The organism is Flavobacterium melibiosi, assembly GCF_048158545.1.
Lineage (GTDB): Bacteria > Bacteroidota > Bacteroidia > Flavobacteriales > Flavobacteriaceae > Flavobacterium > Flavobacterium melibiosi.
On the sequence record NZ_JBLNKU010000003.1, the window covers coordinates 361344 to 387384 of the forward strand.

Annotated in this window: 22 protein-coding genes; all 22 read right to left on the minus strand. The window is 36.8% G+C overall.

Annotated elements, in window-relative coordinates:
- Positions 1-141 precede the first annotated feature (141 nt).
- Positions 142-750, minus strand: coding sequence for a nucleotidyltransferase family protein (locus ACM55F_RS05605; RefSeq protein WP_416852763.1), 609 nt, complete (start codon positions 748-750; stop codon positions 142-144).
- A complete protein-coding gene (locus tag ACM55F_RS05610; protein WP_416852764.1) occupies positions 740-1915 on the minus strand; it encodes an XdhC family protein in 1176 nt (391 codons plus the stop codon). Before ACM55F_RS05610 ends, ACM55F_RS05605 begins: the two co-directional genes overlap by 11 nt.
- Positions 1916-1945: 30 nt before the next feature.
- Complete coding sequence (locus ACM55F_RS05615; RefSeq protein WP_416852765.1) at positions 1946-4093, minus strand: xanthine dehydrogenase family protein molybdopterin-binding subunit; 2148 nt, start codon at positions 4091-4093, stop codon at positions 1946-1948.
- Positions 4094-4150: 57 nt separating this feature from the next.
- Entirely contained in the window at positions 4151-4576 is a 426-nt protein-coding gene (locus tag ACM55F_RS05620; RefSeq protein ID WP_416852766.1) for a c-type cytochrome, read from the minus strand.
- 17 nt (positions 4577-4593) lie between these two features.
- Positions 4594-6744 (minus strand): molybdopterin cofactor-binding domain-containing protein, encoded by a 2151-nt coding sequence (locus ACM55F_RS05625; protein ID WP_416852767.1) that lies wholly within the window; start codon positions 6742-6744, stop codon positions 4594-4596.
- 35 nt (positions 6745-6779) lie between these two features.
- The gene (locus tag ACM55F_RS05630; RefSeq protein ID WP_416852768.1) at positions 6780-7241 is read right to left on the minus strand and encodes a (2Fe-2S)-binding protein; all 462 of its coding nucleotides are present in this window, start codon (positions 7239-7241) and stop codon (positions 6780-6782) included.
- A 231-nt stretch (positions 7242-7472) separates the two neighbouring features.
- Positions 7473-8534 (minus strand): NAD(P)-dependent alcohol dehydrogenase, encoded by a 1062-nt coding sequence (locus ACM55F_RS05635; RefSeq protein WP_416852769.1) that lies wholly within the window; start codon positions 8532-8534, stop codon positions 7473-7475.
- Between the two features lie 124 nt (positions 8535-8658).
- A complete protein-coding gene (locus tag ACM55F_RS05640) occupies positions 8659-9558 on the minus strand; it encodes a helix-turn-helix domain-containing protein (RefSeq protein ID WP_416852771.1) in 900 nt (299 codons plus the stop codon).
- Positions 9559-9592: 34 nt separating this feature from the next.
- On the minus strand, positions 9593-10171 hold the full coding sequence (locus ACM55F_RS05645) for an NAD(P)H-binding protein (protein WP_416852772.1): 579 nt from the start codon (positions 10169-10171) through the stop codon (positions 9593-9595).
- 7 nt (positions 10172-10178) lie between these two features.
- Positions 10179-11354 carry a cupin domain-containing carboxymuconolactone decarboxylase family protein gene (locus ACM55F_RS05650; protein ID WP_416852773.1) on the minus strand — a complete coding sequence of 392 codons (1176 nt, stop codon included), beginning with the start codon at positions 11352-11354 and terminating at the stop codon, positions 10179-10181.
- 220 nt (positions 11355-11574) lie between these two features.
- Positions 11575-12957, minus strand: a complete 1383-nt coding sequence (locus ACM55F_RS05655; protein ID WP_416852774.1) for a flavodoxin — start codon at positions 12955-12957, stop codon at positions 11575-11577.
- A gap of 30 nt (positions 12958-12987) precedes the next feature.
- Positions 12988-14106, minus strand: a complete 1119-nt coding sequence (locus ACM55F_RS05660; RefSeq protein ID WP_416852775.1) for an aldo/keto reductase — start codon at positions 14104-14106, stop codon at positions 12988-12990.
- A gap of 27 nt (positions 14107-14133) precedes the next feature.
- On the minus strand, positions 14134-15114 hold the full coding sequence (locus ACM55F_RS05665) for an aldo/keto reductase (RefSeq protein WP_416852776.1): 981 nt from the start codon (positions 15112-15114) through the stop codon (positions 14134-14136).
- Positions 15115-15131: 17 nt separating this feature from the next.
- Positions 15132-15512 (minus strand): nuclear transport factor 2 family protein, encoded by a 381-nt coding sequence (locus tag ACM55F_RS05670; protein WP_416852777.1) that lies wholly within the window; start codon positions 15510-15512, stop codon positions 15132-15134.
- Between the two features lie 53 nt (positions 15513-15565).
- Positions 15566-16549 carry an aldo/keto reductase gene (locus tag ACM55F_RS05675; protein WP_465245383.1) on the minus strand — a complete coding sequence of 328 codons (984 nt, stop codon included), beginning with the start codon at positions 16547-16549 and terminating at the stop codon, positions 15566-15568.
- A 91-nt stretch (positions 16550-16640) separates the two neighbouring features.
- Entirely contained in the window at positions 16641-17540 is a 900-nt protein-coding gene (locus ACM55F_RS05680) for a helix-turn-helix domain-containing protein (protein WP_416852778.1), read from the minus strand.
- A gap of 204 nt (positions 17541-17744) precedes the next feature.
- The gene (locus tag ACM55F_RS05685) at positions 17745-18851 is read right to left on the minus strand and encodes an NADH:flavin oxidoreductase (RefSeq protein WP_416852779.1); all 1107 of its coding nucleotides are present in this window, start codon (positions 18849-18851) and stop codon (positions 17745-17747) included.
- A 6-nt stretch (positions 18852-18857) separates the two neighbouring features.
- Positions 18858-19157 (minus strand): ArsR/SmtB family transcription factor, encoded by a 300-nt coding sequence (locus tag ACM55F_RS05690; RefSeq protein WP_416852780.1) that lies wholly within the window; start codon positions 19155-19157, stop codon positions 18858-18860.
- A gap of 267 nt (positions 19158-19424) precedes the next feature.
- Positions 19425-21362, minus strand: a complete 1938-nt coding sequence (nagB, locus tag ACM55F_RS05695) for a glucosamine-6-phosphate deaminase (RefSeq protein ID WP_416852782.1) — start codon at positions 21360-21362, stop codon at positions 19425-19427.
- Between the two features lie 51 nt (positions 21363-21413).
- The gene (nagA, locus tag ACM55F_RS05700) at positions 21414-22535 is read right to left on the minus strand and encodes an N-acetylglucosamine-6-phosphate deacetylase (RefSeq protein WP_416852783.1); all 1122 of its coding nucleotides are present in this window, start codon (positions 22533-22535) and stop codon (positions 21414-21416) included.
- Positions 22532-23770, minus strand: coding sequence for an AGE family epimerase/isomerase (locus ACM55F_RS05705; RefSeq protein WP_416852784.1), 1239 nt, complete (start codon positions 23768-23770; stop codon positions 22532-22534). The genes nagA and ACM55F_RS05705 overlap by 4 nt, the downstream gene beginning before the upstream one ends.
- Positions 23771-23890: 120 nt before the next feature.
- Positions 23891-25987 carry a GDSL-type esterase/lipase family protein gene (locus ACM55F_RS05710; protein ID WP_416852785.1) on the minus strand — a complete coding sequence of 699 codons (2097 nt, stop codon included), beginning with the start codon at positions 25985-25987 and terminating at the stop codon, positions 23891-23893.
- Positions 25988-26041 lie beyond the last annotated feature (54 nt).

Here is a 26041-nt window from a genome sequence, read left to right on the forward strand (position 1 = left end):
TGTTGGTTCTCTGTCAAGGATAGATTTTTTTTAATAGGATTACTTCGTCCGGCATACAATAAAAACAACGAAGGTCACATTTATCGGTCAACGAAATGCGCAAGTAATCATGGATTCTATTGAATGTATTGACAAGCATATTTATTCTTTTTCGTTGCGTAAATTTTCATAATCTTCTACTGTGTCAATATCAATAACTCCTTTATCGAAATGTACTGTAGCTACATCCTGTTTTCTTTTTTCGATGATTTTTTTCGCACCAATATCACTTTCAAGCAACATCAGTTCTGGAAAAATCGTTTTGTGAAAAAGGGCAGGAGTTCCCATAATACCGGCATATGAACAGGCAGAAATTGGCAATCCGGATTCGTTTTGAGCATCAATCAGTTGTTCTATATGCTGATTATTTATATAAGGTTGATCGCCCACAAGTATTATGACGCCATCAACTTGAGGATACATTTCATTCATGGAAAAAAGCCCTTTTCGTAAAGAGCTAGCCATTCCTTCTTCCCAGTTTTCATTAAGTACAATATCAAGTCCTGCAATATCGAGATGAGCTTGAATCAAATCAGCATTGGCACCCAAAACGGCAATCACGGGATATAATTTTGATTGACAAGCCATTTTTGAGACCCGTGTTAAGAGTGTCATACCATCAAATTCAAGTAATTGTTTGGGTCTGCCCATCCGACTGCTAGAACCTGCTGCCAAAATAATTATACCACATTGCTTTATTTTATGATGCATTATAAATTTTGATATCTTCTATTTGAATGTCTAATGAGTCTCTGGAATGAATGACTTCATTTTTCGTTTTTAGCATACCACCCATTTTTCCAGTCAATACCGCTTGAATTTCCGCTATAATACTAAGTGCAATTTCTTCGGGTGTTTCTGCTCCAATATCTAAACCTGTCGGACCATAAATTGTTGCCACTTTATCTTCATTTAAATGGATGCCTTCATTATGTTGTATTTCTTCAAGCATGCGATGTAACTTCTTTTTAGGTCCCAAAATGCCTATGTAAGGGACAGCAGCAGCACATAATGATTTTAACATATAATAATCACACTTGTAACTGTGCGTTACTAAAACAAAAAAAGTACGATTGTCATACGTAAGATGCTGTAAAGCAACATCTGGATTAGCCACTAAAATCTGTGAGGCTGTAGGATATCTTTCTTTGTTGGCATGTGTATCTCTTCGGTCTACAATTCTAAAATCCCATCCCAAGACATCTGCAAACTTCATAAGCGGAATGGCATCATTTCCTGCTCCTAATACCACAAGGGAAACTGGCGGATGCAAGAATTCGAAAAAAGCCGTCACAGATACGTCACCTGATTTATATTGTTTGAAAACAGATTCACCATTTTGCATGACATCGGTTATGTCTTTTAAAACAACATCTTCAAATTGTTGCAGTGGTATTTTACCGGAAAGAGTTCCATTTTCTTCCAACAGCAAACATGTACCATGCTGAAGATTTTGATTGTTATTCAAATCAAATAAAGTGACCAGAACTGCTTTTTGACGAACTGCTAATGCTTTACTCAATAATTGTATTGGGTTGTCTTCTTTTTCAGAATCGATGCTTTCGAATAATACTTGTATAAGACCTTCACATCCTAAATGAATTCCCATTTCTGAATCATCTTCTTTTGAAGTGTCATAGGTAAAAAGAGTGTTTTTTTGCTCAGAAATGGCAAATAAGGCTTTTTTTAAGGCATCACCTTCTAAACAACCACCACTTATGGCACCGGTAATTCTTCCGTCATCATTCACTAACATTCTTGCTCCGGGTCTTCTGTAGGAGGAACCATCTAAATGAACTACGGTTACTAGAGCTGATTTTATATTTTTCTGACTTGCAACGTCATATTTTTTAATAATTTCTTGAAGTTCTTTCATTTGAAAATTAATGGAATTATAAATAAATATTTAGGATAATTTAAGGTCAAAAGGCATCTTTTTAATGCGTTTCCCTGTAATTGAAAATATGGCATTTGCTAATGCCGGTGCAAAAGGAGGTAAGCCGGGTTCACCCACGCCTTTTATTTTTCCGCCATCTGCAAGAATATGTACTTCAATTTCTGGTGTTTCATGAATTCGTATCATTGGATTATCGTGAAAATTACTTTGCTTTATTTTCCCGTTCTCAATGGTAATTCCTGTTTTTACAGCAGCTGTCAAAGCCATCACGATGGATCCTTCAATTTGATTTTTTACATTATCTGGATTCACGACTTCTCCCAAGTCAATTACTGCATAAACTTTATCAATTTTTATAGTATTGTCATTTGTAACGGATACTTCGACTACATGGGCACACAACCCCGCAAAAAATTCCCATTGCGCAACACCTCTGCCTTTTCCTTTTGGTAATGGTTTGTCCCAATTGGAGACTTCTTTTAATTTCAATAAAACTCTTTTGGTATCGGAATCTTTGTTTAGCATTTGTAATCTAAAATCCAAAGGATCTTTTTTGACTTTATGTGCTAATTCATCAATAAAACATTCATGGGCAAAAGCGACTGTTGAACTGGTTACCGATCTCCATGCCGCTACAGGCACATGAAAATCAGCATACACATACGACGTTTTAATATTTGGAATTTGATAAGCCTGTTCTCCAATTCCCTCTATCATAATCGCATCGACTTTTGTTTTATCGAAATTTGGACCTACCGAATCAAAATAAGAAGGGCTTATCACTTTATGTTGAAAGCTAATTAATTCTCCTTCTTTTGAGAAGCCACCTTTCAACTGTGAGAAAGTCATAGGACGTAATGCGCTATGTTGTGTGGTATCTTCTCTGGACCAAATTACTTTTACCGGTTGCTCTATTTGCTTTGCAATATTTACGGCTTCAATAACATAATCCGTATATAATCTTCTGCCGAATCCGCCTCCAATAAATTTGGAATGTAAAGTGATATTCTCTGGTTTTATACCAATTTGACTATGAAGGTCATTTGGTCCTGAACCAGTAATAGCACTAGGAACCTGAGTAGAGGTCCATATGTCCACCATTTCACCATTTACATGTGCGATACAATTCATCGGTTCGAGTGTATGGTGAGCCACCATAGGAGTTTCGTAAAAGGATTCAACTGAATTTTCAGGTTCCGTTTTAACGCTTTCTACATTTCCTATATTCTTATCCAGTACACCAGCTTCTTCAGAAAGGTTTCGCAACTTATTCTCATACTCGGATAAATTGAAATTTTCATATCCATTTGTATCCCATTCCACTTTCAATACTTTCCTACCTTGAAGGGCTGACCAGTACGATTTAGCAATAACTGCAACTCCGGAATATTCATATTTTCCAACAGTTCTTTTAGCTTCCACAACTTTGATGACTCCGGGGATTTTTAAGGCCGCATCAGCATCAAAACTTTTTAAAGTACCACCGATTACCGGAGATCTAAACACAGTAGCATATACCATATTAGGAACTTCTACATCAATTCCATATTCTGCTTTTCCAGAAACTTTCAAGGGTATATCTGGTCTTTGAATTGATTTCCCGATAATCTTAAAATCACTTTTGTTTTTAAGTTTAGGTTCTTTAGGGATTTCTAATTTTGAAGCTTCTTCGATTAACTCGCCATAAGAAAGATGTTCCTTGGACAGCTTAGAATGTACACTTCCATTTTCGGCATAACAAGACTCAATTCCAATTCCCCATTTAACGCTGGCTGCTTTAACCAGCATCTCTTTTGCGGCAGCGCCAATTTTTCTATACGCATCATAATTTCCTCTGATAGAAGAACTTCCTCCAGCAGCTTGACCGCCGCCAAATTGTTTCTCGCCACTAGTTTGAACAATGGTTATTGCATCAAGTGAAACTTCTAATTCTTCTGCTATAAGAGCTGGAACAGATTGAAAAGTACCTTGGCCCATTTCAGGCTTAGTATTGAAAATTGTTATTTTTCCACTTTTCTCGATCTTTATAAAAGGAGTAAAATTACTAGGTGCATCTGTAATAAAAGCTGCGTTTGCAAAACCATTAGAAGTAGCTCCTAACCATAATGCAAAACTTACTTTACCTGTATTTTTAATAAATTGACGTCTTGATACCATTTAGTAAATAGTTATAATTTATAAATTCTCTTATGTAACGAATTAAAATACATTAAACTAATAGGCGTGATAATCCTTTGAAGCCGCTTTTTTAGCTTGTTGTATTTCGCTTGGTAAAACCGCTTTAGCTTCATTTCCCCATGAATTTCTGACATAGTTTAAAACATCAGCCACTTGTTGATCAGTTAATTTATTACCTGGCATTTCTCCATCATAATTTACGCCATTAACTACGATTGGTCCACGTAATCCGATAGTGACAACTTTTACTAATCGATTTTTATCCTTAAAATAATTTGATTTTGATAATGGTGGAAAAACGCCTTCTATACCATTTCCGTCTTCCATATGACACGATGCGCATTGTGTATTATAGACCGATTTACCGCGCACAATACTTGCTTTTAAATCAAAATTCTGATTAAATGATTGCAGCGTTAAGGCTAATACTAAAAGGACTGCTATTGAAAAAATTATTTTCATTTTTATTATTTTTAAAATTAAACTTTTGCTAATTCGAAAGGAAGTTTTCTAATACGTTTTCCTGTCAAATCAAATATTGCATTTGTTAAAGCCGGTGCAAACGGAGGTAATCCAGGTTCTCCAACACCTCCGGCATCTGCATCATTTTCCATGATATGCACTTCTATTGGTGGAATATCTGATATGCGGGGCATTTTATAAGTATTGAAATTATTTTGAACCGTTTTTCCATCTTTGAATGTGATTTCATGAATCGTAGCAGCGCCCAATGCCATAACAATACTTCCTTCTACTTGTGCTTTAATTATATCTGGATTTACATACCATCCACAATCAATTACCGCCCAAACCTGATCGATTTGAATTTGATTTTCTGCGTTTTTGGAAACTTTCACAATTTGTCCAACTGTGCTACCAAAACATTCCGTTATAGCGACTCCATATCCTTTGCTTCTGTTTTTCCATCCGGAAACCTCTTCCAGTTTATCCAGTAATTCACGACTTCTGTCGTCTTTAAGATAGGTTCTTCTAAAAGTTATCGGGTCTTTCGATGATTCAGCAGCCAGCTCATCCATAAAACTTTCATACGCAAAACCATTGGTAGAAGCATATACGGAACGCCACCACATAGTTGGGATTGGTGTTTCAAAAGGAATATCAACAATACTTAAATTCTGAATGTTGTCTACGTATGGTTTTAAAAATCCTTCCGTAGCACTTCTGTTGGGAATATCTTTTGCTCCGCCTCTCCAGTGATTATTGTTCTGACCCGCAATGGAAACTTTAAAAGCACTTATTTCACTATTTGCAACCACACCTTGACAACGGTATGAAATGCCCGGTCTGTAGGGACCTTGCGTGGCATCGTCTTCTCTGGACCAGATAACCTGAACCGGCGCATTTATTTCTTTAGAAATCATCGTGGCTTCATGTGGGTAATCCATAAAGGCTTTTCTCCCAAATCCGCCTCCAAGGAAAGTCATATTCACAATGACTTTTTCTCTGGCAATTCCTAATTCTTTACTGATGTAATCTTGAACCCATTCCGGTGCTTGTATTGGTCCCCATATTTCTATTTTATCTTGTTGATAATGAGCAATACAATTCAATGGTTCCATACAACTATGAGATTGATACGGAGTTGTATATACAACATCAATTTTCTTTTCTGCAGATTTTATAATGGCGTTTGAATCTCCTTTTGAAACAAAAGAAAGTCCCTCGTCTTTTTGAAGTGCTTCCTCCATCCGACGATAAATATCCTCGGTATTCAAATGCTCAAATCCGGTATCGTCCCAGTCCACTTTTAAGGCTTTTTTTCCTTTCATGGCAGCCCAAACAGAATCAGCCACAACCGCTACACCTTCTCTGAACGTATTGAAAACGCCCATCCGAACTACAAAAACCTGTTTTACTCCCGGAATTTTAAGCGCTTCAGTAGCGTCAAAACTCTTTACCTTACCACGAAGTCTGGGGTTTCGTTCCACCATGGCATACAGCATTCCCGGAATCATTTTATCGATGCCAAAAACGGCTGTACCATTTGTTTTCAAAGGCGTATCTTGTCTTTGAAGTGGTTTTCTAATTAATTTATATTCGGATTTGTTCTTTAAAACAACATTTTTCGGAATATCAAGTTTAGATGCTTCCAAGACTAATTCACCATAGTGCAATTTTTTACCACTTGGTTTGTGAATTACATTACCATCGTCAGCATAACATTCCAATTCAGAAACATTCCATTTATTACTGGCTGCTTTTATTAACATTACACGGGCAGTAGCACTAAGGTTCAAAAGGTTTTTGTAGGATCCTCTAATACTGGAGCTTCCTCCTGTAATTTGATTTCCGTATTTCACATTATCGCCAGGAGCGAAAACTATGTTTACTTTATTGAGATCAACATGAAGTTCTTCAGCGATTATTTGAGGTATGGATTGATAGACTCCTTGTCCCATTTCGGCTCTGTGACTGAAGAGTGTTACTTTGCCTGAAACATCAATGTATATCCATGAATTAAGCTCAATTCCGCGATTTTCAGCATCAAAAGCAGTGATTAATTTAGGTTCTTTAGCATCAGCAGGTAAATAATACCCTAATGTAAGAGCAACTCCTGTTAAACCAGATAGTTTTAAGAATTTTCTTCTTGATATAGTATCTATGTCCATATAAAATATAAGAATAGGTTATTTTAGTACTCTTTTCAAGACTTGTTTTCTGATGCTTTCTTGATAGCGCGTTTTATACGCGGATACGTTCCACATCTACAAATATGCCCTTGCATTGCGGCATCAATATCGGCATCATTTGGAGAAGCATTTTTGGATAATAATGCAGCTGCAGCCATGATTTGACCTGATTGACAATACCCACATTGAGGGACTTGTTCTTCTATCCAAGCTTTTTGAACCGGATGCGAATTGTCTTCTGATAATCCTTCTATGGTCGTTATGTTTTTATTTGCAACAGCAGCCACAGGCAAGGAGCAGGAGCGAACCGGCTGACCGTTTAAATGAACTGTGCAAGCACCACATTGTGCAATACCACAGCCGTATTTAGTTCCTTTTAAACCTACAAAATCTCTGATTGCCCAAAGAAGTGGCATCTGAGGATCTACATCTATTGAATAATCCTTACTATTGATTTTAAGATTAATTATTGCCATATAATATTATTTTTTTAAGTAAATGAAAATCAACACATCTGTTACTGCAAGTTAATGAATTTAATAATTTAAAATTTATACAATTCAAATAATATATTACTAAAATCAAACAATTCAAATTTTGAAAAAAGCATTGGTTTTAAACAGAATAAAAAGAACGATAATGCTACTGAATATCATCGTTATCTTTACAATTCTTACTATAGCGCATGGCTAAAAGTATAGCAAAATTTAGCTTTTTAGTGAAGCCATATCAATTACAAAACGATAGCGAACGTCGCTTTTTAGCATTCTTTCGTAGGCTTCGTTAATATCCTGAATTTTGATTATTTCAATTTCGGATACAATATTATGTTCCCCACAGAAATCAAGCATTTCCTGAGTTTCTGCAATTCCGCCAATTAAAGAACCGGCTACGGATTTTCTTCCCATAATCATTGGAACAGTATTCAAAATAGGTTCCAAACCGCCCAAATAACCTACCAAAACCAAAGTTCCATTAGTGTTTAAAGTTCCTACATACGGATTGACATCATGAACATAAGGAACGGTGTCAATGATTAAATCAAATTTTCCATTTACAGCCTTCATGTGATTCTCGTCAGTTGAAATAACAACAGCATCTGCACCTAGCTCGAAAGCATCTTTTTCTTTATCTGGTGTTCTGGAGAAAAGAGTAACTTCGGCGCCTAAACCTTTGGCTAATTTTATAGCCATATGTCCCAATCCGCCTAAACCTACAACGGCAACTTTACTTCCTTTTCCAACTTTCCAGTGGCGAAGCGGTGACCAAGTGGTTATTCCCGCACATAATAATGGAGCTGTAGCAGCCAAGTCAAGATTTGAAGGCACTTTTAAAACGAAGTCTTCGTCTACCACAATTTTTTCCGAATAGCCTCCAAAAGTCATTCCGCCTAAATGCTTGTCTTCTCCATTATAAGTGCCAATCCATCCGTTAGAGCAGTATTGTTCCAAGTCCTGTTTGCAATTATCGCAGGTTTTGCACGAATCTACTAAACAACCTACAGCAGCAAAATCACCTACTTTTAGTTTAGTAACTTCGTTTCCTATTTTGGTCACTTTTCCCACAATTTCATGGCCGGGAACCGCAGGATAAGTCGTAAATCCCCAATCATTCCTTGCGGTGTGTAAATCAGAGTGGCAAACACCACAATATAAAATTTCGATTTCAATGTCTTTTGCAGTAGCATTTCTGCGTTGTATATCCATTTGTTCTAAAGGAGCATCAGCGGCTACTGTACCGTAAGCTTTTACATTTGTTGTTGCGTTCATTTTTAAAGTGTTTTATTAAAAAATAGTATTTATAATTTTTTGTTTTTCAGAATCATTTATAATTAAATAAATTTAGTAAATAGTTTGATTACTAGCGTAATAAAAAAATATTGTTTTCAAAAAATCAAACATTACGGAATTTTACGGGGCTTATTTGAGCGTGTTTTTTAAAGAAATTATTAAAGTGGGTTAATTCATTAAAACCCAATGCAAAAGCAACTTCAGAAACCGTCCAAGAGGTTTGTTTCAAAAGTATTTTTGCTTCCTGGAATATACGTTCGGCAATAATTTGTGACGTAGTTTTATCTGTAGTTTCCTTTATGGCGCGGTTAAGATGATTCACGTGTACATTCAACTTTTCAGCAAAATCAGAAGCCGATCGCAGGTTTACACTTTGATGCGCATCGTCAATAGGAAACTGTCGTTCCAAGAGTTCTAAAAATAGAGTCAAAATCCTTTGCGAAGCATTGAAAGGCTGTTTATTCATTGGGGATGTAGGTTGCATTTTCATTGCAAAATGAATAATCTCGCTTACTACCGTACGAAGGACATCATATTTATGAATATAATCAGAATCGATTTCATCAAACATGCGCAGGTATACTTCATTCAATAGTTTAACCTGCTCATCGTTTAGTTCAAAAAAGTGATTGCCATCCGGTTGAAAAACAGAATACTGGTTGAGGTTTCCGTATTGATGAAAAAAGGCTTGGTCAAACACACAAAAAAAGCCGCTTCGGATTCCGTCAGTGTGTTCCCATTTGTAAGGAATCTGAGGATTGGAAAACACCAAAGCCTGTTTTTTTAGTTCGATTACTTTATCGGCATATTCAATTTTGCTTTCGCCAATGAGCAAGGTTATTTTAAAATAATCCCTGCGTTTATAAGGTACAGGTTTTGCCTGTTTGCCTATATAATTCTCCAGCTTAAAGACATTAAAATGCCCGATTTCGTTAAGGATATTTTCGGGCATCCAGTCGTATTTTCGTTTATAAAAATCGGCAATGGTTTCTACGTTGTTCATTTTTTTTAAATTGTAAAATTCAAACACATTTGTTTTACGAATTCGGTTTATTCACTCCTAAATTTAGTTGTTTAAACTGTTCTGGGGTCTTGATGATTTCTGTAATCAATGTGGCTAGGCTTTTTCGAGAAATCACGGAGCCTTTTTCGGGCGTACCTTTTAGAGTCGTTTCATAATCAACTTCATTTTCATTGCTAAACCATTCTGGTCTTAAAATGGTGTAATCCAGTCCCGATGCTTCTATTACATCCGCTAATTTTCGATAAGGAACTAAAACGGATTTTAACGGCGTATCATAAATACCAATCGAACTAATCGCTATGATTTTAGTAACTCCAATTTCTTGCATAGCTCCAACAATATTTTTTGTCATTCTTTCTAAATCTCCTGCAAGATTTACATACACTATATCTTGCCCGTGCATGGCAGTTTTGAGTGCTTCTTTATCCATTGCATCGCCTTCAATTACAGTGCATTTAGAATTAAGATTGCTTTTCAATCTATTGGTTTTTCGAGCGAATAATGTCAGGTTTATAGTTTTGTCATTTAATAGTAAATCAGTAACTATTTGTGCAATGCCTCCGCTGGCGCCAATTATTAATACCTTTTTCATGTTTTTATTATTTGTTTGGCAATACTTCGTTCAAGCAATTTATCGCATTTAATGTACGAGGATAGCCCACATACGGAATCAGCTGTGTCATTAAATTAATGAGTGTTTGTCTGTCATTTCCAACATTTGCATTGCCTTGAATATGTCCTTTTATTTGACTCTCAGTTCCGCCCATTGCGATGAGGAATGAAAGTGTTACCATTTCTCTTGTCTTCACATCTAATCCTGCTCTGGTAATATAATCACCAAAACAATTAGCCGATAAATACTGTTGAATGTGTAATAAATCTTTTGGTGAGTTTTTATACATATCATCAATGCGATTACCAAAAATTTCCTTTTGCTTTGCCAATCCTTTTTCCATCCTTGTTTCAGGTGTGGTGGTCGATTGACTTTCTAGTGGCAACGTAATATTTCGCGCTGTAAATATCTCGTTGGTAGCGTTTATAAAATCAATCACTTTAGAAACCCCAACATAAGGCACAGATTGGTACAATACTTCTTTTATCTCAATTGGTGTAATACCTATGTTTAAAGCAGCATCCACAAACATTTTATATTCGGTTAATGCCTGACTGCCAATAGTAGAAGCCATAATCATCAGCACACGCGTTTTGGTAACCATATCGCCATGTTTAATCACATCATCAAACGCAAAATTGTCAAAGACTTCTATCAAATCCGGATCGGTTTCTTTAGCTTTTGAAATATAATTAGGCCACAATTCTTCGTGATTCATTATTGCCAAAGGGGATAAACTATTCTCTACATTATACACAGGAACTTTGAAAGTATTATATTCTTCGTCGCTTACCGGTTGTAACCAAATTGATGATTGTTTACTTGGATTTGGTACAATGGCGGTATGTGACATTTCGTATTGATGTGAAGCTCCATGCCAGTGAATCTTATTGGGAAGAATTTTTACCACATCGCCTTTTTGAATTAATTGTATGGGATTTCCCTTTTCCTGATAATAACCCACACCTTGGGTAACAATTAAAATCTGTCCATTTGGATGGCTATGCCAATTTGTTCTTGCTTTGGGTTCAAAGGTTACTTTACCAACAATACTGTTGACACCATCTTCAGCATTCACTGCTATGTTTGTCCACACTGTTCCAGTAAAATTTTCTTTAGGTGCAATGTTACCTTTCGGCAAAATTGAATTGAAATTTTCCATTGTCTTATTTTTTGTTTGTATTTGGCCGTTAGTAACAATAAATACTATAGAAGCCAAAACTGTTATTATAAATTTGTACTTCATAGAACATTTTTTCTAAATTATCAGGAATGATCTAAAATAAGAACAGAATGCTTTCTTCGTCTAACGAAGAAGAAACAAATGTTTACGAAAATCAAACAGTATGAGTTTTTCTCGCAGATAAAGGTTGACAAGGGATTTAATCCGCTGTTTTAACCAATCGAAAGCCAATGCTGATGCCGCGATAATCGGCTTCGTATGCTTTACGGAACGAACTTCGCCAGCTGGTGGCGGTTTCATGCCAACTGCCACCACGAACAACATACTGATTTCCATTGGCTGGACCGTTGGGATCGGAATCGGGGCTTTGCGCATAATACGTGTCGCTGTATTTATCTTGAACCCATTCCCAAACATTTCCATGTACATCAAATAAGCCCCAAGCATTGGGTAATTTTTGCCCGACAGGATGCGTTCCGCCACTTGCAAAATCCTCGCCATGCCAAGCGTAACTATCAAGTTTATTGCTGTTGTCTCCAAAAGAATATGCGGTAGTTGTACCTGCACGAGCAGCGTATTCCCATTCGGCTTCTGTGGGCAAACGGTAATGATTATGGCCTTCTTTTTCGTTTAATTTTTTAATAAATGCTTGTGCATCATTCCATGAAATGGTTGCTGGATGTTCTGGCTTGGTAATTCTTTTTTTCATACCAGGTAGATTGTAATAAGGATTTGATCGATCTAGTATGTAAGGATTACTTCCTATTACGGCTTCCCATTGTGCTTGGGTAACTTCATGTTTGGCTATATAAAAAGGCTTGTTTATGGTAACCTTATGTTGTGGTTTTTCGGAAGCATAGGCTTTTACATCATTTGCTCCCATCAAAAAACTTCCGGCAGGGATATTTATAAACTCCATTCCAATACTATTGATTGCAGTATTTTTCTCTTTGGATGCGGTAACTATGTTGATTTTTTCTAACCATTTTTTTACTTCAGTTTCGGCCTCATTTCTCTTTTTTCCTTGAATCACCAAAAGTTTTCCCTCTTTTTCTTTTCCGCCTTCCATTACAAATCCTTCAAGTATTGTACTATTGGGACAAAGTTCTTTTATGGTTTGGAAACTGCTCCCAACTCCATATCCAGCATTAGTATTAAATGGAATAATTGTTTTGCCACTTAAATCATATTGCTTCAAAAAGGTTTTCATTGGTGGAGGTATCTTCATTCCCCAAGTTGGAAAACCCACAAAAATCACATCGTATTTTTCAATGCTGTCAATCTTCGTTTTTAATGGTGGTAAATAGCCAGTTTCATTTTCTTTGGAGACTTGTTCTACATTTTCTTTGTAGTCTGCAGGATAAGGGTTTCTTAATTCTATCGCTACCAAATCGCCACCAACGTTATTTTGGATGATTTCTGCAATTGCTTTTGTATTATTGGTTCGAGATAAATAGACAATTAATATTTTTTCATTGGCCGTTGCATGTTGCGTATCGACAGAAGTTTTCTGAGCTTGGGAACAAGATGATAAAAGGCAAATAATTATCATCATAGCTGCTGCATTTGTTATCTTTTTCATGGTCTATACTCTTTAACGTATGTCAAATATTTACCTTGTTTGAGGCGTTGCATACCGGTTTCCAATAATCTTGATATTTGAAACTGACTGTGTTAATTGTCTCAACTCTTCAGCAGTAAATTCATAATTTGCTGCCCATAAATTTTCCTGAAGGTGTGCTTGTTTGGTAGTGCCCGGTATTGGAACAATCCAAGGTTTTTGTGCAAGCAACCATGCCAAAGCTACCTGTGCCACAGTGAGTCCTCTTTTGTTTCCAAATTCTGCAAGTACATCAATCATTGGCCAATTGGCGATTACCGCTTCCGGTGCATAGCGAGGAAGCGAACCACGGTTATCATTGCCGACAGTATATTTTGTTCGTTCATTGATATATCCCGTCAAATAGGCTCTGCAAAGCGGACTGTATGGAACAAAACCAATTCCTAATTCTTCACAAACAGGAAATATATCTTTTTCCGGATCTCTCGATAGTAATGAATATTCTGTTTGAATTGCCGTTAGTGGCTGAATGGCGTGTGCTTTTCGGATATTTTCGGGACCCGCTTCACTCAATCCAAAATGTTTTACTTTTCCCTCTTTGATTAAATCTTTTACTGTTCCTGCCACATCTTCCATTGGAACATTAGGGTCAACCCTGTGTTGGTAAAGCAAATCGATTACGTCCGTGTTCAATCGCTTTAAAGATTGTTCTACAACTTCCCTGATGTGTTTCGGATTGCTATTCAGCCCCTGTGTAAATTTTCCGTTTTCGATAGCAAACCCGAATTTGCTGCACAACGTAATGTTTTTTCTAAAGGGTTTGATTGCTTCGCCTACTAATTCTTCATTAATGTAAGGTCCATAAACTTCCGCAGTATCAAAAAAGTTTACTCCCGAGTCATAAGCCTTTCTGATAACATCAATCATATATTTCCTGTCAGGAACAAAACTACGGTTCCAAGACATTCCCATACAGCCTAAACCAAGAGCGGATACTTCAATACTGTGATTGCCTGTGCCTAATGTTCGCTGTTTAATAGCAGTTTTATTTTTATTTTTGTCTGTTACTGCTGTTTGTGTTTGTGCAAGACCTAATGCCGGTGAAAGCAAAAGCGAACCGCTTAGTGTGGCACCCATTTTCAAAAAATCTCTGCGATTATTATTTTCCATTTTTTATTTTTTTTAATATTGATTTTTTTACTTACCAACCCTTTTTTGCAAGTGTTCCGGATAGCGTGCTCCTTCTATTTGTATGTGGCTGGCTGCTGTTTCTATTTTTTGCAAATCCGAAGTGGTAAGTACTACGTTAACCGCTCCAATGTTTTCCGTCAATCGGTGTAATTTTGTAGTGCCAGGAATCGGTGCAATCCAAGGTTTTTGTGCCAATAACCAAGCGAGTGCTATTTGAGCAGGTGTTGCATTTTTTTGCGCAGCTATAGTGTTCAGTAAATCAACCATTATCTGGTTGGCTTTGCGGGCATCTGGAGAAAAACGAGGAACGATATTTCTAAAATCGGTGCTGTCAAAAGTGGTGTTTTCGTCAATTTTTCCAGTCAGAAAACCTTTCCCCAGCGGACTAAACGGAACGAAACCAATACCTAATTCTTCAAGAGTCGGAATAATTTCCAGTTCAGGTTCTCTCCACCAAAGTGAGTATTCACTTTGCAATGCCGTTACAGGCTGAACCGCATGAGCACGACGGATGGTCTCCACGCCAGCCTCAGAAAGACCAAAATGTTTTACCTTTCCTTCTTTAATTAAATCTTGTATGGTTCCTGCCACGTCTTCTATAGGCACATTCGGGTCTACACGGTGCTGGTAAAACAAGTCAATTACATCTGTTTTTAAGTATTGTAACGATTTTTCAGCTACGGCTCTAATTCGTTCTGGTCGGCTGTCTTGCCCTTTACTGGAATCTCCTTCTTTAAATCCGAATTTAGTAGCTATAACTACCTCTTTACGAAAAGGCGCCAAAGCTTCTCCTAATAATTTTTCGTTAGCTGCACCATACGCTTCAGCGGTATCAAAAAAAGTTACCCCTTGCTCATACGCAGCTCTAATTAATTTAATTGCGTCTTCTTTATCTGTAGCCGGACCGTAGCCAAAACTGAGTCCCATACAACCTAATCCAAGTGCGGAAACTTCTAATCCGCCGTTTCCTAGTTTACGTTTTTGCATGATTTTTTTATTTTAAATTAAAAATTTCCTAATGTGGTATGGAGATTAACTAATTTCCACTTCTCGTTTTTCTTAGTATAGACTTCTGTATAGACAAGTTTATATACGCTCCCGCCATTTACGGTAAACTTTGCTTTTCCTACTAAAACGGCTGTGTTTCCGTATATTTTGGAGGAATGTTCTTTAAGCTCAATTTTATCATACACAAAACTTCCGGATTTCATTTGGCTAATCCAATCTTTTTTGGAGGTGATATGTCCTGTGATGTGGATGAAAACTATTTCATCGTCAAACAAATCTTCGACTAAATCAATCTTTCCTTCCGTTTTCCAACGAAATTTTTCCTTTGATAAATTGAGGATTTCAGTTTCAGCTTTTGATTGTGCCAATGCATTCATTTGTGTGAAAATTGAGATTAGAATAAATAATTTTATGAGGCGCATGTTAAAAACTAATCTTCTGACATAGAAAGTAGCCCTTCATTAAGCCTTGCACCCTGAACATTGATTTTCGACATTTCACGGTCAATTTCAAGAAGGTCTTCTTGTGTCAATGCTACGTTTGTTGATTTTATGTTGTCCTGAATGTATTCCACTTTGTCCATTCCTGGAATAGGTACAATCCAAGGTTTTTGTGCCAGCAACCAAGCCAAAGCAATCTGAACAGGTGTAGCATTCTTTTTGCTCGCCATGTTTCGGAGCATTTTAACAACAGGCATATTGGCTTTTATGGCTTCAGGTGTAAAGCGAGGGAAAATGGCGCGTAAGTCGGTGGCACTGTCAAATTTGGTTTCAGTAGTTATATTGCCTGCAAGAAATCCTGTTCCCAAAGGTCCCCAAGGCACGAAGCCAATTCCAAGTTCTTCGCATACTGGTAGTACTAAGGATTCGGGTTCTCTTGTCCAAATGGAATATTGATTTTGAACAGCAGCGACTGGATGTACAGCATGTGCACGACGAATAGTCTCAGCACCTACTTCTGAAAGTCCATAGTGTCTGATTTTGCCTTCTTGTATTAAATCTTTCAGTGTTCCGGCTACATCTTCAATAGGTACGTTAGGATCAACGCGGTGTTGGTAAAATAAATCAATGTAATCTGTTTTCAGCCTTTTCAAAGATTCTTCAGCTACTTTTCTAATATGTTCGGGGCGACTATTGATTCCTGTTTCTGAAATCATCCCAAATTTGGTAGCGATGATTACTTCTTTGCGAATGGGTTTCAGAGCTTCACCAACCAATAATTCATTGGTAAGCGGACCGTATGCTTCAGCAGTGTCAAAAAAGGTAATACCTTTTTCAAATGCCGTACGGATGACATGAATACCTTCATTAGTATCAACTGCTTTTCCTGTTCCAAAACTCAAGTTCATGCAGCCCATTCCCAGAGCGGAAACTTCTAATCCGCTATTTCCAAGTTTACGTTTTTGCATTTCCATATCCTTACAATTTTAATTAATAAATTAGAATACAAAGATAGAATGGGGTTAGGGCATAGAATAACGAAAAAGAAACGATAGCTTACGAAAATCAAACATTTCTAAACTTCATAGGGCTTAGTTGAACGTGTTTTTTGAAAAAATTATTAAAATGAGTTACTTCAGTGAAACCTAAAGCGTAAGCAATTTCAGATATTGACCAAGCCGTTTGTCTCAACAGAATCTTGGCTTCCTGTACGACACGTTCCGCAATAATTTGAGAAGTGGTTTTATCAGTAGATTCTTTTATGGCTCTGTTGAGATGATTGACATGGATGTTTAATTTTTCGGCATAATCAGAGGCGGAGCGAAGACTTAATATTTGATGTGTATCATCAATAGGAAATTGGCGTTCTAACAATTCTAAGAATAAGGTAGAAATGCGTTGGGCTGCATTAAGCGGATGTTTGGTTAAATTTTCTGAAGGAGCCATTTTTAAAGCAAAATGAACCATTTCAAAAACAATGGTTCTAAGAACATCATATTTATGGATGTAATCGGAATTAATTTCCTCAAACATACGCTTGTAGATGGCACTTAAAAGCTTTGACTGCTCATCAGTGATTTCAAAAACGTGGTTGCCATCCGGCTGAAAAAGGGAATATTGGTTGAGGTTTCCGTACTGATGGAAGAAAGCCTGATCAAAAATGCAAAAATATCCGTGATGAATTTTATCGGTATGTTCCCAACTATATGGGATTTGCGGATTAGAAAATACTACTGCCTGCTTTTGTATCTGAATCGCTTTATCGGCAAATTGAATAGTACTTTCGCCTACTAACAAAGTAATTTTGAAGTAATCTCTTTTTTTATAAGGCACCGGTTTGGTTGTATTACCAGTAAATGGCTCTAATTTGAAGACATTAAAGTGTCCAATTTCTTTACGCAGGTTGTCTGGCATGAAATCATACTTTCTATTATAAAACTCCTCAATTGTTTCGACTTTGTTCATTTTATAAAATTACGAATTTCAAATATAAAATTACAAAATTTTAAAAGATAATAAGCTGTAGTACTTTTTGAATAGTTTTTAAATCATAAAAAAAGAGAGAAATGATTAAAATTTCTCTCTTTTTAGTTGTGGTCATTAAGACTATTGATAAAATAGGGTATACTTATTTATAGAAACTAGTCATTTAGAATTCGCTGAATTAATTTATTCCAATACTAATTCACCCAAAGCTTCTTTGCTAAAGCCTTTTAGTTGATCGTTGTTACCTGCCTTTATTTTGCTAACCCAATTCGGGTCTGATAAAAGAGGTCTTCCCACGGCTACAAGGTCAAAATCACCTCTGTCTAAACGTCTTGTTAATTCATCCAAAGAGGTAGGCTGTGAACTTTCACCGGTAAATGCTCCGAAGAAATCTCCAGAAAGTCCAACAGAACCTACTGTAATTGTTGGTTTACCAGTGATTTTTTTAGCCCATCCTGCAAAATTAAGATCATTTTCTTCAAATTCTGGTTCCCAAAAACGACGTTGTGAACAATGTAAAATATCGACACCGGCATCAATCAAAGGACTAAGCCAAGCTTCCATTTCTTGAGGCGTTTTTGCTAGTTTGAAGTTGTAATCCGATGGCTTGAACTGAGAAAGTCTCATGATTATGGCAAAATCTTCACCTACTTGTTTTCTGATTTCTTTAATCACTTCTACGGCAAAACGAGTACGTTCTGCTAAGGTTTTACCACCGTAATTATCAGTACGTAGATTTGTTGCATCCCAGAAAAATTGATCAATCAGATAATCGTGAGCACCGTGAATTTCGATACAGTCAAAACCTAATCTTTTGGCATCAGCTGCAGCTTTTCCAAAAGCTATAATAGTATTTTCAATATCATTTGTTGTCATCGTGGTACCATTGCTAAAACCCGGTCTGTTCAATCCAGACGGTCCTTCAAAAGGTACAGGCGGAATCCAACCGGAATGGTGATTGTCCATAATTCCCATGTGCCATATCTGTGGTCCCATTTGGCCACCAGCGGAATGCACGCCATCAATCACTTGTTTCCATCCTGCCAAAGATTGATCACCATAAAAGTGAGGTACATTGGCATCATTGGATGACGAAGGTCTATTAATCACAGTTCCTTCAGATAGTATTAAACCTACTTCGCCTTCAGCTCTTTTTTGATAATAAGCTGCTACGGCATCTGTTGGTACTCCATTTGGAGAAAATGAGCGCGTCATAGGCGCCATTACAATTCTATTTTTAAGATTTAGCGTCTTCAACTTGAAGGGCGTAAACAAACTATTTGTATTCATATTGTTTTATAGATTAGATTCGATTATTTTGCTCAGTGCTGTAAATGCTTTTTCGTTGCGTTTGTAATACGTCCATTGTCCAACACGGGTAGATTCTATAAATCCAGCGCGTTGAAGAATTGATAAGTATTCTGAAACTGTTGATTGAGTGAGTCCCGCTTTGGCCTGTATTTGTCCTACGCAAACACCGTGTTCAAAACCGACAGTCAATTGTTCCGGGAAGTTTATTTCAGGTTCTTTTAACCATTCGAGCATTTGTAATCTCGACTTGTTTGATAATGCCTTAAATATTTCTATATGATCCATAGTGCAAATATATCGACTTTTCCCGATATACCAATTTAATGTGAATTATTTAGGATATATTTAAGAGTTGGAGTCGTTGAATATTTTGGTCCTCTTATTGTTTTCTGGGGAAAATTTATCGGGTTTTATAAATTTTTTTGAGAATAGTACAAACAAAAAAGCCTGTAAATAGTAGTATTTACAGGCTTTTGATTTCAATTGAAAATTAATTTGTAAAGAGCAGAATAAAATCGAACACTTTATCTTATTGTAACATTTTTGAATCGTTTAATAATCAAAACGTTTAAAAGCTTCAATAGCTTCATATTCAGCTAAACCTAAATCGTCGTATAGTTTTGCGGTGTTTTTGTTGCGATCTTCGGCTCGTACCCAAAATTCTCTAGAGTCGTTCCCTTGAAACATTACTCTGTCTTTTTGGGACTGGTGATACAAAATAGCATGTCTTTTTAGTAAAACTTCATCAGGACTAAGTGGAACAGCCATATCTATTTCGTGGATATCCCATTCGTGCCAAGCACCTCTGTACAACCATAACCAACAATCATTCATGTAAGGTTCCGGTTTGAGTTGTTTCAAGGCGGCAAAAATAGCATTCAGGCAAACTTCGTGCGTGCCATGCGGATCTGCTAAATCTCCTGCGGCAAAAACCTGATGCGGTTTTATTTTTGCAATTATAGCTGCAACTATGGCTACATCCTCAGGACCCAATGGGTTTTTCTTTACTCTGCCCGTTTCATAAAAAGGAAGGTCTAAAAAGTGCGTGTTTTCATCTTTTAATCCAATGTATCTTGTTGCGGCATACGATTCGCGACGTCTAATAAGGCCTTTTAGTTTTCGAACTTCAAGAGAATCAATTTGATTTTCGGTTTTGTTGTTAATGAAATTGATTACCGCAGGGAAATCGATATTACAATCGGTTTCACCAATAAAATCATTGCAAACTTCGGCAAATTTCAATGCTTCATCGTCTGTAACGGCAATGTTTCCAGAAGTTTGATACACTACATGGACATCATGGCCTTGTTTTATCAATTTAGAAAAAGTTCCTCCCATAGAAATCACGTCATCATCCGGATGCGGACTAAAAAGGATGATTCTTTTTTTGGCTGGATTGGCTCTTTCGGGTCTGTGGGAATCATCCGTATTGGGTTTTCCACCCGGCCATCCGGTTATGGTATGCTGCAATACATTGAACATATTAATGTTCAAATCATAAGCTGAACCTTCTTGCGCCAAAAGATCCGACATTCCGTTGTTGTTGTAATCCCTGTCGGTCAGTTTTAATATCGATTGTTTTGTTTCTTGGCATAGCCAAACAATCGCTTTGTTTTTTAATTCTGGTGTCCAAATGCATTCTCCTACCAACCACGGTGTTTCAAATCGAGTTAATTCGGAAGCAGCAGATTGATCTAAAACAAAAGTAGCATTAGTATGATTTTGCAAAAATGTAGCGGGAACCTCAGAGCTTATTTCTCCTTGGATGGTTCTTTTTATGATGGATGCTTTATTTTGGCCCCAAGCCATTAATACAATTCTTTTGGATCTCAAAATAGTAGAAACTCCCATCGTAATCGCTCTTTTAGGAACGTTATCAATACCATTAAAATCTGACGATGCATCTATTCTAGTGATATGATCCAAAGTAATGATTCGGGTTCCTGAATTGATGTGGGATCCCGGTTCATTGAAACCTACGTGTCCCGTACGTCCGATTCCCAATAATTGGAAATCAAGTCCTCCGGCATTTTTAATTTTCATTTCGTAATCAACGCAGTATTGATTCAGTTCATCAATCGCTACCGTTCCGTCGGGAACATTTATATTTTCCGGTTTAATATCGATATGATTAAAAAGATGCTGATGCATAAAATAATGATAGCTTTGGTTGTTTTCTTTTGTCATTGGATAATATTCATCCAAATTGAAAGTGACTACATTACTAAAGCTTAGTCCTTCTTCTTTATACATTCGTACCAATTCTTCATAAACCTTTATAGGAGATGAACCAGTAGCCAAACCAAGTACACAAGATTTATTTTCGGCTTGTTTGGATCTAATTAATGTGGCTATTTCTTGCGCAACAATTTTTGAAGCTTCAACCGAATTTTTAAAAATGACATTGTGAATTTTTTCAAATCTCGTTTCTTCAAATTTTCCGGCACTTTTATAGCTGATGTCAGGTTTAATTTCTAAAACACTTTTCATTTTGTTTTTTTATTTGAGTTAGTTGTGTAGTTAATTTTCTATTTTTATTGTTTAAATCGGATTATAGTTTACCGTTTCTATTCTTGACAGATTATCATTGAATGTGACAAAACTTGCCGGAAATCCCGGTTTTATTTTTCCCAATTGATGTTCCATAGTAATAGCGGCTGCTACTCGGCAAGTCGCCATTTTAATCGCTTCATCAGCCGATACATTCAAATGATTGAAAGCATTCTGAACGGCTTCTTTCATCGAAATACTGGCACCAGCCAAGTTACCTTCTTCATTTCTGTAAAAGCCATTATCGAGATGAGCATCAAAATTTTCCCATTTGAAACTGGAAACTTTGCGTCCTAAAAAAGCAGCGTCACTAATTAAAAAGAATTTGTCTTTCTTTAGTTTATGTGCTAATCTAGCAGCGGCATAATCACAATGCGCACCATCTAAAATAACTGGAGCATAAACACTTTCATTTTCTAAGGTTGCTCCAACTAAACCTGGTTCCCGATGCCCAAATTGCGTCATCGCATTAAACAAATGGGTAACCAGTTTTATCCCTTTAGAAAAATAATATTGCGCTTCTTTATAGTTCATCGTCGAATGTCCCGCTGAGATAACAATACCACTTTCTAGCAGCATATCCAACTGTTCGTCTGTAAAGCATTCCGGTGCAATTGTGATTACTTTTATCACCTCTTTACCATGACGGATAATTTCTTCCAATTCAGAATTGGTAGGTTTACGAACCTGATTAATACTATGTGCACCGCGTTTTAAAGGATTCAAAAAAGGACCTTCCAGATGCATTCCCAGTACTCCGTTATTGTATTTTGCTTTATAATTACGAATGGCTTCAATTCCTTGAAGAATCGTTTCTTTGGAAGATGATATCAGGCATGGAAGTACATGAGTGGTACCATATTTCAAACTGGTTTCATAAATATCCTGAATGGTTTCTTCTGTTGGAGTTTGGCTAAAATAAAGTTGCTCTCCACCGTTTATTTGAATGTCTATAAAACCAGCTGAGATGTGTTCTCCTTTCAAATCAATTAGAGGAATAGTATTGGGAATTTCTTTCTGGACGGAAATAATTATTCCATTTTCTATGATAATGACGTCATTATTTATTTCTTCGCCAGTATGCACAATTCCGTTAACAATAGCTTGTTTCATTTTTTATAATTTAAATGTGTTACATCTTGTTTACTACTGACAACATTCTTTTTGTCTTCTAAATACTCATTGAGCAGTTGCAAACAATACCATTCTTGTCTTGGCAAATGAAAAGGACCTTTGAACATATTTCCTTTAGCCGTTTGGGCGATGGTTCCATCTTTATGTAAATATCCAAACCATTCTCCGTTTTCTTTGTCATGGAATTTACTGTACGCATAATCATGTACCATTTTGTGCCAAGTTGAATATTTTTCATTGCCTGTCATGGTATAAGCCAGCAGCGTTGCTATAATCACTTCGTTATGAGGCCACCAAAACTTCATATCCTGCCAGTATTCCTGAACGGGTTTGTCATATACATCACGGTAGTATAGAATACCGCCGTGCTCCTTATCCCATCCGCGTTCCCACATATAATCCAGCATTTTGCAACCTAATGCAATCAGGTGCGGATCATTGTTGCGATATTTGGCTTCGTGTAAAATAAACCAAGCGCCTTCAATGGCATGACCGGGATTCAATGTGCGCCCATCAATGTGATCGATGATAGAACCATCTGGTGCTACTTGTTCCATCACACATTTAATATCGTCTTTTACAAAATCGGTTTCAATTTCAGTAATCCAAGTATCAATCCATTCATCACAATGCGGGTCTCCAATATTTTCCCGTAACTGTTGTGCCGTGTTTATCATAATCATAGGAGTTCCAATTCCTTTTGACGGTCGGGTAGCGGTGAATTTAGGTTCTAATAAATGGGATGAAGTTGAATATTCGATACATTTTCCGAATAAAAATCGCGCTTTTTCAGCGGCAGCTTCATCTCCGCTTGCTTTGGCGTAAGCTGACATTGCTATAACCGCAAAGGTTTCCGAAAAATAATAACGGCGTTTGCGTATGGGTTGTCCGTCACGTGCTACGTGAAAAAACATTCGTCCATCGGTATCAAAGCAGTGGTTGTTTAAAAAATCGATGCCTGTCTTAGAACCTTCTAACCATTCTTCTTTTGGTTCGACTGTATTGTAAAGTGTAGCTAATAACCAAGCGGCACGCCCTTGTATCCAAACGGCTTTGTCATCATCAATCAAACTTCCATCTTGATCACGCATTAATAAATAACCCCCAAACTCGGTATCAATAGAACGTGGAAACCAAAATGGTACGGTATCATTTAATAATTGATTCTGATAAAAATCTTTTAAGCTGAGAAGATCTGTTTTTGAATAGCTCATTTTTTAATATATGTTTTGTAACTAGTATTTTTTATTTTGTACTAGATGTTAATTTAGATGTCATTTAGCCAAAGACATTTGACTATTTATTTGCGTTTGTCTTCCTTACGGAATCTCTTTTTAATTTTCAGTACTTGCATGGAGTTCTTGTTTAAAAGTCGAACAGGGTAAGCCTGCTTCATTCACCAAGTTGGCTGTAGTGAATGGTTTCCATGCATATAAAACTGTTTTTATTTTTTCTCCTTTTGGGACAACAATTACTACTTGATTTTTTATGATAGCAGCTTTGCTTTGAATGTGAATTCCCTTGTCGTTTACCAATTCAAAACCAATCAATTCTTTTTTGTCCGAAGTAGTTAATTGTTTTGCAAATGCAAATGAAACTAGAATGTTGTCGCCTTTTTGTATGGCTTTCAAAGGGGAAGGACCATTCGCAATTACTGCTTTTCCATAGGTGTACCGCAAGGCCAAAAGCGCTAAACGATCAGCCACTTCTTTTTTCTTAATGGGATGTACATTTAGGGGATCTCCATAATCCATACTGACAGCCATACCGCTGTTTAGAATCTTATTTTGCAATCTATTTTGGACATCTCTGAATGCAGGCCAAGTTGGTCGCTCAATACTTGATAATTGAACATAATAAAAGGGTAGGTTAGAACCCCAAGCTTTACGCCAACTTTCTACTAACATTGGCATGAGATGTTCATATAATTCAACATGGTGAGCATTGCTTTCGCCTTGGTACCAAATCACACCTTTTATCGGGAATTCTGTAAAGGCTTCCACTCCGGCTTCAAAATTGTAACAGGGATCATACGGATGACGTTGTTTTGCATTTGTAGCATCTTTCAAATTTACATTGGCACGTTCTCTGACCCAAGGCATGATAAAATCCGATTTACGCCAGTTGGTTAATACATCAACCACTTTATCGTCGTGTTCCAATGTGTATCTGTCAATCCAGGATTCTATTGGTGATCCGCCAACGGCAACTTGAATTAAACCCACAGGCACATTTTCTTCACGGGCTATGTTTTTACCAAAGTAATAGGCAATGGCAGAGAAATCTTTGGCACTGATCGAATCACAGACCGACCAACTTCCGGAAAAGAATTGCAGTTGATTGGTTTTAACCAAAGTGAGCGAATCCCAAGCCGTTTCATCAGTCTCCCGAATTGCTTTGGCATTGAATAATCGAATAGTGGAATTTGCGATTGCTTTTTTAACTTCTGCCGAACCATTTTCTGAATTTTGAAGTTGAAATGCCATATTCGACTGTCCGGAACAAAACCAAACATCACCAACCAAAATGTTCTTTAAAACTAGGTTCGTTCCTTTAGTTTGAATAGTCATTTGGTAAGGTCCACCTTGTGTCATAGCGGGAAAAGTAATTTTCCATTTTCCGTATTGATTAGCTATGACGGTCTTTTTTTGTTGTTTAAAAGTCACTTCTATTGTATCACCTCCATTAGCCGTTCCATAAACCGGAATGGGTTTATTGCGTTGCAAAACCATATTGTCAGTGAAAACAGCAGCTAATTTTAATCCACCAAAATCTTGAGTTATGTTTTCATAAACGGTTTTGGCCAGAATAGTTGCTCCTTCTTTCGTTGGATGTAAAGCATCAGGAAAAATATCGGGACGATGGTATAACTTTTCATGTAAATCAATTAAACCCACTTGATTTGCTTTTGCAATGTTGGGTATATGAGATTGAATTTGCCAAAACCAATCTCTCGTTCCCGATTTAAAACGGGGATGCTCATTAAATATGGGTGTTAATCGACAGATGTAAATTTTTACAGCCGGATTTTGTTTTTTTAAGGTGTCTATTAACCAAGCGTAATCAGCATCAAATTCCTCATTATAGTTAGGCCAATTTCTAGGATCTGTATCATTTAAACCCAAATGAATAATAGCAATATCAGGTCTGTATGCAATGGCATCGCCACATTCCTTAGTTTTAAAGTAGGGCGTACTTCCTTTTTTCAAAAGTGTTGCTCCGCTATGTCCGAAATTTTTCACTTCATATTGCCCACCCATCAGGATTTGAAGTTGCGAAGGATAGGATTCATTTGCAGCATCAGATAAGAGATAACCCGCTGTAACGGAATCCCCAATGCAAGCCACTTTGAGTATTGCTTTTTGTGCAATTGACTCAAAATGAGTGACTATTGAAATTAAAAAGACCACTAAAAATAGATTCCTTTTCATTGTATTTATGTTTTTATTTTTCAGAAATTATTAAAAATGGGCATAAATTATCCG

Excerpts from the sequence above, each read along its gene's own strand:
- ACM55F_RS05680 (WP_416852778.1), bottom strand. The coding sequence starts at position 17,540 with ATGAACAAAGTCGAAACAATTGAGGAGTTTTATAATAGAAAGTATGAT.
- ACM55F_RS05710 (WP_416852785.1), bottom strand. The coding sequence starts at position 25,987 with ATGAAAAGGAATCTATTTTTAGTGGTCTTTTTAATTTCAATAGTCACT.
- ACM55F_RS05645 (WP_416852772.1), bottom strand. The coding sequence starts at position 10,171 with ATGAAAAAGGTATTAATAATTGGCGCCAGCGGAGGCATTGCACAAATA.
- ACM55F_RS05690 (WP_416852780.1), bottom strand. The coding sequence starts at position 19,157 with ATGGATCATATAGAAATATTTAAGGCATTATCAAACAAGTCGAGATTA.
- ACM55F_RS05620 (WP_416852766.1), bottom strand. The coding sequence starts at position 4,576 with ATGAAAATAATTTTTTCAATAGCAGTCCTTTTAGTATTAGCCTTAACG.
- ACM55F_RS05650 (WP_416852773.1), bottom strand. The coding sequence starts at position 11,354 with ATGGAAAATTTCAATTCAATTTTGCCGAAAGGTAACATTGCACCTAAA.
- ACM55F_RS05610 (WP_416852764.1), bottom strand. The coding sequence starts at position 1,915 with ATGAAAGAACTTCAAGAAATTATTAAAAAATATGACGTTGCAAGTCAG.
- ACM55F_RS05685 (WP_416852779.1), bottom strand. The coding sequence starts at position 18,851 with ATGAATACAAATAGTTTGTTTACGCCCTTCAAGTTGAAGACGCTAAAT.
- ACM55F_RS05615 (WP_416852765.1), bottom strand. The coding sequence starts at position 4,093 with ATGGTATCAAGACGTCAATTTATTAAAAATACAGGTAAAGTAAGTTTT.
- ACM55F_RS05640 (WP_416852771.1), bottom strand. The coding sequence starts at position 9,558 with ATGAACAACGTAGAAACCATTGCCGATTTTTATAAACGAAAATACGAC.
- ACM55F_RS05605 (WP_416852763.1), bottom strand. The coding sequence starts at position 750 with ATGCATCATAAAATAAAGCAATGTGGTATAATTATTTTGGCAGCAGGT.
- nagB (WP_416852782.1), bottom strand. The coding sequence starts at position 21,362 with ATGAAAAGTGTTTTAGAAATTAAACCTGACATCAGCTATAAAAGTGCC.
- ACM55F_RS05630 (WP_416852768.1), bottom strand. The coding sequence starts at position 7,241 with ATGGCAATAATTAATCTTAAAATCAATAGTAAGGATTATTCAATAGAT.
- ACM55F_RS05625 (WP_416852767.1), bottom strand. The coding sequence starts at position 6,744 with ATGGACATAGATACTATATCAAGAAGAAAATTCTTAAAACTATCTGGT.
- ACM55F_RS05675 (WP_465245383.1), bottom strand. The coding sequence starts at position 16,549 with ATGGAAATGCAAAAACGTAAACTTGGAAATAGCGGATTAGAAGTTTCC.
- ACM55F_RS05665 (WP_416852776.1), bottom strand. The coding sequence starts at position 15,114 with ATGCAAAAACGTAAACTAGGAAACGGCGGATTAGAAGTTTCCGCACTT.
- ACM55F_RS05635 (WP_416852769.1), bottom strand. The coding sequence starts at position 8,534 with ATGAACGCAACAACAAATGTAAAAGCTTACGGTACAGTAGCCGCTGAT.
- nagA (WP_416852783.1), bottom strand. The coding sequence starts at position 22,535 with ATGAAACAAGCTATTGTTAACGGAATTGTGCATACTGGCGAAGAAATA.
- ACM55F_RS05705 (WP_416852784.1), bottom strand. The coding sequence starts at position 23,770 with ATGAGCTATTCAAAAACAGATCTTCTCAGCTTAAAAGATTTTTATCAG.
- ACM55F_RS05670 (WP_416852777.1), bottom strand. The coding sequence starts at position 15,512 with ATGAATGCATTGGCACAATCAAAAGCTGAAACTGAAATCCTCAATTTA.
- ACM55F_RS05660 (WP_416852775.1), bottom strand. The coding sequence starts at position 14,106 with ATGGAAAATAATAATCGCAGAGATTTTTTGAAAATGGGTGCCACACTA.
- ACM55F_RS05655 (WP_416852774.1), bottom strand. The coding sequence starts at position 12,957 with ATGAAAAAGATAACAAATGCAGCAGCTATGATGATAATTATTTGCCTT.